The sequence below is a fragment of the Novosphingobium sp. 11B genome, from assembly GCF_054589055.1.
This window is the reverse complement of record NZ_BAAILP010000332.1, coordinates 1-5,391: the sequence shown is the minus strand read 5'-3', so window position 1 is coordinate 5,391 and position 5,391 is coordinate 1. Positions and strand designations below refer to the sequence as shown.

The window sequence follows — 5,391 nt, the reverse complement described above, 5'->3', positions numbered from 1 at the left end:
GCGAAGCAATCCAGTGCAGTATTATGCCGCCCTGGGTTGCTTCGCTGCGCTCGCAATGACGAAGATTTTGGGGATCAAGGCGTGTGGATAAGCAGTGCCGCGTCTTGTCGCCGCCGGTATGAGCGAACACAACCGCGCCATGCTCGCCGCCCTCACCCGTCTTCAGGCCCTCGCCGTGATCGCCCTTTTCGTGGTGCTCGCGCTGGCTACGCTGACTATCGGCGCAGCTAGTACCGGAGAGGCGATCAGCGGCGACGGGCGCTATTCCGACGTGCAGCTTTATCACGACATCGGCAATGCGGTTGCCGGAGGCGAGGACTACTACCACGCCGCCACCCGCCTCCAGCGCGCACACGGCTTTCCGACCAGCCCCTTCGTGACGGTGCGCCTGCCGACGCTGGCGTGGATCGAGGCGGCGCTGGGCTGGCGCACGGTGCATGTCCTCCTCTGCGTGCTGCTTGCCGTCACCGCCGCCGCATGGTTTACGATGCTGCGGCCGCTGGTGAATGGACGCGAGCGGATGCTGGCCATGCTGCTCGTTCTGGTCGGCGGCGCGATGGTCGCGAGCCCCGGGCTTTCGGTGTCGCATGAATTGTGGGCGGGCGTGCTCGTGGCGCTGGCCATGGCACTGCGGGTCAAGGGCCTGACGGCTCCCGCCTTCCCGACCGCCGCCTTCCTTGCCGCCGCATCGGCGCTGGCGATCCGCGAACTGGCGCTGCCCTTCGTGCTGCTCGCGGCATTCTGGGCTTGGCGGAGCGGCCGATACCGGGAACTGGCCGCGTGGGCTGCGCTGATTGCAGGCTATGCCGTGGTATTGCTTCTGCACCGGCAGGCGGTCGTGCCGCTCTCGCTTCCCGGCGATGCGCTGTCACAAGGCTGGGACGGCCTTCGCGGCCCCGGAGCGGTGCTGCAGGACATCGCCGACGTGACGCTGCTGCACCTGATCCCGGCTCCGTTCAGCTATCTCGCCGTGCTGCTCTGCTTGCTCGGGTTTTTGGGAGCGCCGCCGCCGCTGGCCCGCTTCGCGCTGCCGTGGCTCGCGACGATCGCACTGCTGCTGGCGGTCTTCGCAAGGCCGGTGAACTTCTACTGGGCGATCCTGAGCGTGCCGACCGTCATGGCCGGACTGGCCTTCCTGCCGCGGACGCTGCGTGACTTGATCAGAGCGGCATCGTCATCCCGGACGTGATCCGGGACCGCTGGCCCTGACCAGCCCACGTTGCTTCGCGCGCCTTGAACGATGGTTCATGCTTGAAGACCGCCACCGGTCCCGGAGCAAGTCCGGGACGACGCGTGTACTTTGCCTCACCCTTGGCAATGTGCCCTCACCCCTGTAGTAGCGGCCCCAACTGTTTTCCAGACTTCGAATTCCATCCAGAGGAACCGCATGGCCGCCCAATACGCCTATGTCATGAAGGGCATGACCAAGACCTTCCCCGGTGCCCAGAAGCCGGTGCTCAGCGACATCTCGCTGCAGTTCTACCAGGGCGCCAAGATCGGCATCGTCGGCCCGAACGGCGCCGGTAAGTCCACCCTGATCAAGATCATGGCCGGCATCGACACCGACTTCACCGGCGAAGCCTGGCCCGGTGAGAACATCACCGTCGGCTATCTCGAGCAGGAGCCGGAACTCGATCCGACCAAGACCGTCCTCGAAAACGTCAAGGACGGCGCGCGCGAGACCGCCGATCTGGTCGACCGCTTCAACGAGATCTCCAACATCATGGGCGATCCGCCGGAGGACGTCGATTTCGACGCGCTCATGGAGGAAATGGGCGACCTGCAGGGCAAGATCGACGCGGTCGACGGCTGGACGCTCGACAACCAGCTCGAAATCGCGATGGAGGCCCTCCGCTGCCCGCCCAGCGACTGGCCCGTCAACAGCCTGTCGGGCGGTGAAAAGCGCCGCGTCGCGCTGACCCGCCTGCTGATCCAGAAGCCCTCGATCCTGCTGCTCGACGAACCGACCAACCACCTCGACGCCGAATCCGTCGAATGGCTGGAAAACCACCTGAAGGAATACGCGGGCGCGGTCCTGATGATCACCCACGATCGCTACTTCCTCGACAACGTGGTGAACTGGATCCTCGAACTCGATCGCGGCAAGTACTTTCCGTATGAGGGCAACTACTCGACCTACCTCGAGAAGAAGTCCAAGCGCATGGAGCAGGAGGACCGCGAGGAATCCGGCCGCGCCAAGGCGCTCAAGGAAGAACTCGAGTGGATCCGGCAGACCCCGGCCGCGCGCCAGACCAAGTCCAAGGCGCGTATCCGCAAGTTCGAGCAGCTGCAGGAAGCGCAGTCGGGCCGCCGTCCCGGCAAGGCCCAGATCGTCATCCAGGTGCCCGAGCGCCTCGGCGGCAAGGTCATCGAGGTCAACAACATCTCGAAGGCCTATGGCGACAAGCTGCTGTTCGAGAACCTCTCGTTCATCCTGCCGCCGGGCGGCATCGTCGGCGTCATCGGCCCGAACGGCGCGGGCAAGTCGACGCTGTTCAAGCTCATCACCGGCAAGGAAACGCCTGACGAGGGCACCATCGAGATGGGCTCGACCGTCCACCTCGGCTTCGTTGACCAGAGCCGCGACCACCTCGACCCTAAGAAGAACGTCTGGGAGGAAATCTCCGACGGCCTCGACTACATGAAGGTCAACGGTCACGACACCTCGACCCGCGCCTACGTGGGTGCGTTCAACTTCAAGGGCGCCGACCAGCAGAAGAACGTCGGCAAGCTGTCTGGCGGTGAGCGCAACCGCGTCCACATGGCCAAGATGCTCAAGGAGGGTGGCAACGTCCTCCTGCTCGACGAACCGACCAACGACCTCGACGTGGAAACGCTGGGCGCGCTGGAAGAGGCGATCGAGAACTTCGCGGGCTGCGCCGTGGTCATCAGCCACGACCGCTTCTTCCTCGACCGTCTCGCAACCCACATCCTCGCATTCGAGGGCAACAGCCACGTCGAATGGTTCGAGGGCAACTTCGCCGCTTACGAAGAGGACAAGCGCCGCCGTCTGGGTGATGCCGCCGACCGTCCGACCGCGCTGGCGTATAAAAAGCTGACGCGCTGATTTGCGCTGTTTCGAAAGCCGCCATCCGGCGGCTTTCGGTACGGCACCGGCCCAGACAAAGCCGTTGCTCGGGAAACCGGGCGGCGGCTTTTTTTGTCGCTGCAACATTACGAAACTTAACGGTGAGCAACGCCGCCATTCACCATTGCGACAGCGCTGATCCGGTACACCCCGTTCAACGATGAGCCGCGCTTCGCCGTCCGGCACTTCGGTTTGGAGACCGGAACAATGGCAACGATAAACAGAAAAGCAGGTGTACTGATCGCCGCCGCCACCATGGCGCTCGCGATCACAGGCATGTCGAGCCCGAGCTTTGCCCAGGACCAGGGCCGTGATCGCGGCAACAACGCCCGTGCAGAGCGTCCCCAGTCCCGGCCGCAGCCCCAGCAGCAGCAGCGCCTGAACGGCCGCAGCGAGATCGGGCCGCAGCTTCGCCAGATGCGCGAGCAGCAGCGCCAGCCTCAGGCTCAGCCTCAGACACGCCCCGCCCCGCAGCAGCAAGTGCGCGGCGACGACCGCCCCAACTGGCAAGGCTCGCGCCCTGCGCAGGGTCAGCAGCAGGGCCAGCAACAGGGACGTCCGGGCTGGCAGGGCAACGACCAGCGCCCTGGCGGCGATCGCGGCGCCGGACAGGCGATCCGCCGCGACGATAATCAGAACCGGGATCGCGGCAACGGATGGCAGGCCGGCAACGACCGCCGAGGCGACGACAACCGCGACCGCAACAATGCATGGCGCGCGGACAACAACCGCCGAGACGACAACAACGGTTGGCGAGGCAACGACCGTCGCGGCGACAACAACAACGGCTGGCGCGGTAATGATCGCCGCGGAGACAACAATAACGGCTGGCGCGGCAACGACCGGGGCGATCGCTATCAGGCGTGGAACCGCAACGACTGGCGCCGTGACAACCGCTACGACTGGCAGCGCTATCGCGATCGCAATCGCAACACATACCGCATGGGCCGGTATTATGCGCCCTACGACGGCTATTCCTATCGCCGCGTGAGCATCGGCTTCTCGCTCGGCTCGATGTTCTACGGCAACCGGTACTGGATCAACGATCCTTACGCCTATCGCCTGCCGCCGGTCTATGGCCCCTATCGCTGGGTCCGCTACTACGACGACGTTATGCTGGTGGACATCTATAGCGGCGAAGTGGTGGACGTGATCTACGACTTCTTCTGGTAAGCCGCAAAAACGTGAAGCAAGACAAGCTCCCGGATGTAAAACTCCGGGAGTTTTCTTATGTCCTACGACGATCCGGCAGACTGATACTTCACACGGGCGATTGAACTCCCGGCGAATGCGGATAGTCTGCCGGTCATGACAACGCCCGCCCATCCCGACTGCAAGGCTCTTGCCCGTATCGGCGCGGCAGTGCGGGAACGGCTGGCAGCTGAGCCCGGCATCCGTCGTTTCCCGGAAGAACGCGCGGAAATCTACGCCATCGACGGCTTTCTCGCGGCGCCGACTTGCGCGCGCCTGATGACGCTGATCGACGGTGTCGCCTGCCCGTCCAGCTTGGTCGATGGAACGTCCTGGCCGGATTACCGCACCAGCTATTCGGGCGACATCGACGAAGCCGACGAATGCGTCCGCATTCTCGAAGCGCGCCTCTCGGCGGTAACCGGCATATCGCCCATGTGCGGAGAAGCGGCGCAGGGCCAGCGCTACCTTTGCGGGCAATACTTCAACGAACATTGCGACTGGTTCGATACGGCCGCCGGTTACTGGCGCGACGAACGGCGCTGCGGCGGACAGCGCAGCTGGACCGCCATGGTCTATCTCAACACGGTAGACGAAGGCGGCATGACCGATTTCACCCGCGTCGCGCTCAGCATTCCGCCTTGCGCCGGTACGCTGCTCTTGTGGAACAATGCCCTGCCCGACGGTTCGCCAAATCCATGGACCATGCATGCGGCACGGCCGGTGGTGCGCGGCGTCAAATACGTCGTCACCAAATGGTTCCGCACACGGGCATGGCAATGATGTCTTGACATTTATAACCACATAGGTTATATGCCCCAGCATCCGATCCGGCGATGATCACGCTGGAGAGGTGTATCGGGTCGGCGTCGTGGGCCGGGATGCGGTTTCAGCCGTAGCTACGCAAACCACGCGTCCGTTCGAAGACCCGGACTGTCTCTGCGCTACTGCAAACGCCGTCCATACGTTCCTGCGACACATGGCAGGACTTGGGACGGCCATCCCGGATAGCCTTCGGCCGATAACGATGCGAACCCTAACGACGGCCACATGGGACTTTCCGATGGAATACAGGTCGAGCCGGGCTGCACCGTGAGTTACCCGGCCGCTCG

General features: G+C 64.1%; 4 protein-coding genes. All 4 read left to right on the top strand.

The features are described 5' to 3' along the window. The first annotated feature begins 118 nt into the window (after positions 1-118). The 4 genes from ACYPYD_RS27255 to ACYPYD_RS27240 all read left to right on the top strand — a co-directional run bounded on the left by ACYPYD_RS27255 (position 119) and on the right by ACYPYD_RS27240 (position 5,062). Positions 119-1,189, top strand: coding sequence for a hypothetical protein (locus tag ACYPYD_RS27255; RefSeq protein WP_459666919.1), 1,071 nt, complete (start codon positions 119-121; stop codon positions 1,187-1,189). A gap of 198 nt (positions 1,190-1,387) precedes the next feature. After that, positions 1,388-3,067: an energy-dependent translational throttle protein EttA gene (gene ettA / locus ACYPYD_RS27250; RefSeq protein ID WP_008830987.1), complete on the top strand. Its 1,680-nt coding sequence runs from the start codon at positions 1,388-1,390 to the stop codon at positions 3,065-3,067. 228 nt (positions 3,068-3,295) lie between these two features. Next, a complete protein-coding gene (locus tag ACYPYD_RS27245; RefSeq protein WP_231958149.1) occupies positions 3,296-4,261 on the top strand; it encodes an RcnB family protein in 966 nt (321 codons plus the stop codon). A gap of 135 nt (positions 4,262-4,396) precedes the next feature. Further along, positions 4,397-5,062 carry a 2OG-Fe(II) oxygenase gene (locus tag ACYPYD_RS27240; protein ID WP_008830989.1) on the top strand — a complete coding sequence of 222 codons (666 nt, stop codon included), beginning with the start codon at positions 4,397-4,399 and terminating at the stop codon, positions 5,060-5,062. Positions 5,063-5,391: the final 329 nt, after the last annotated feature.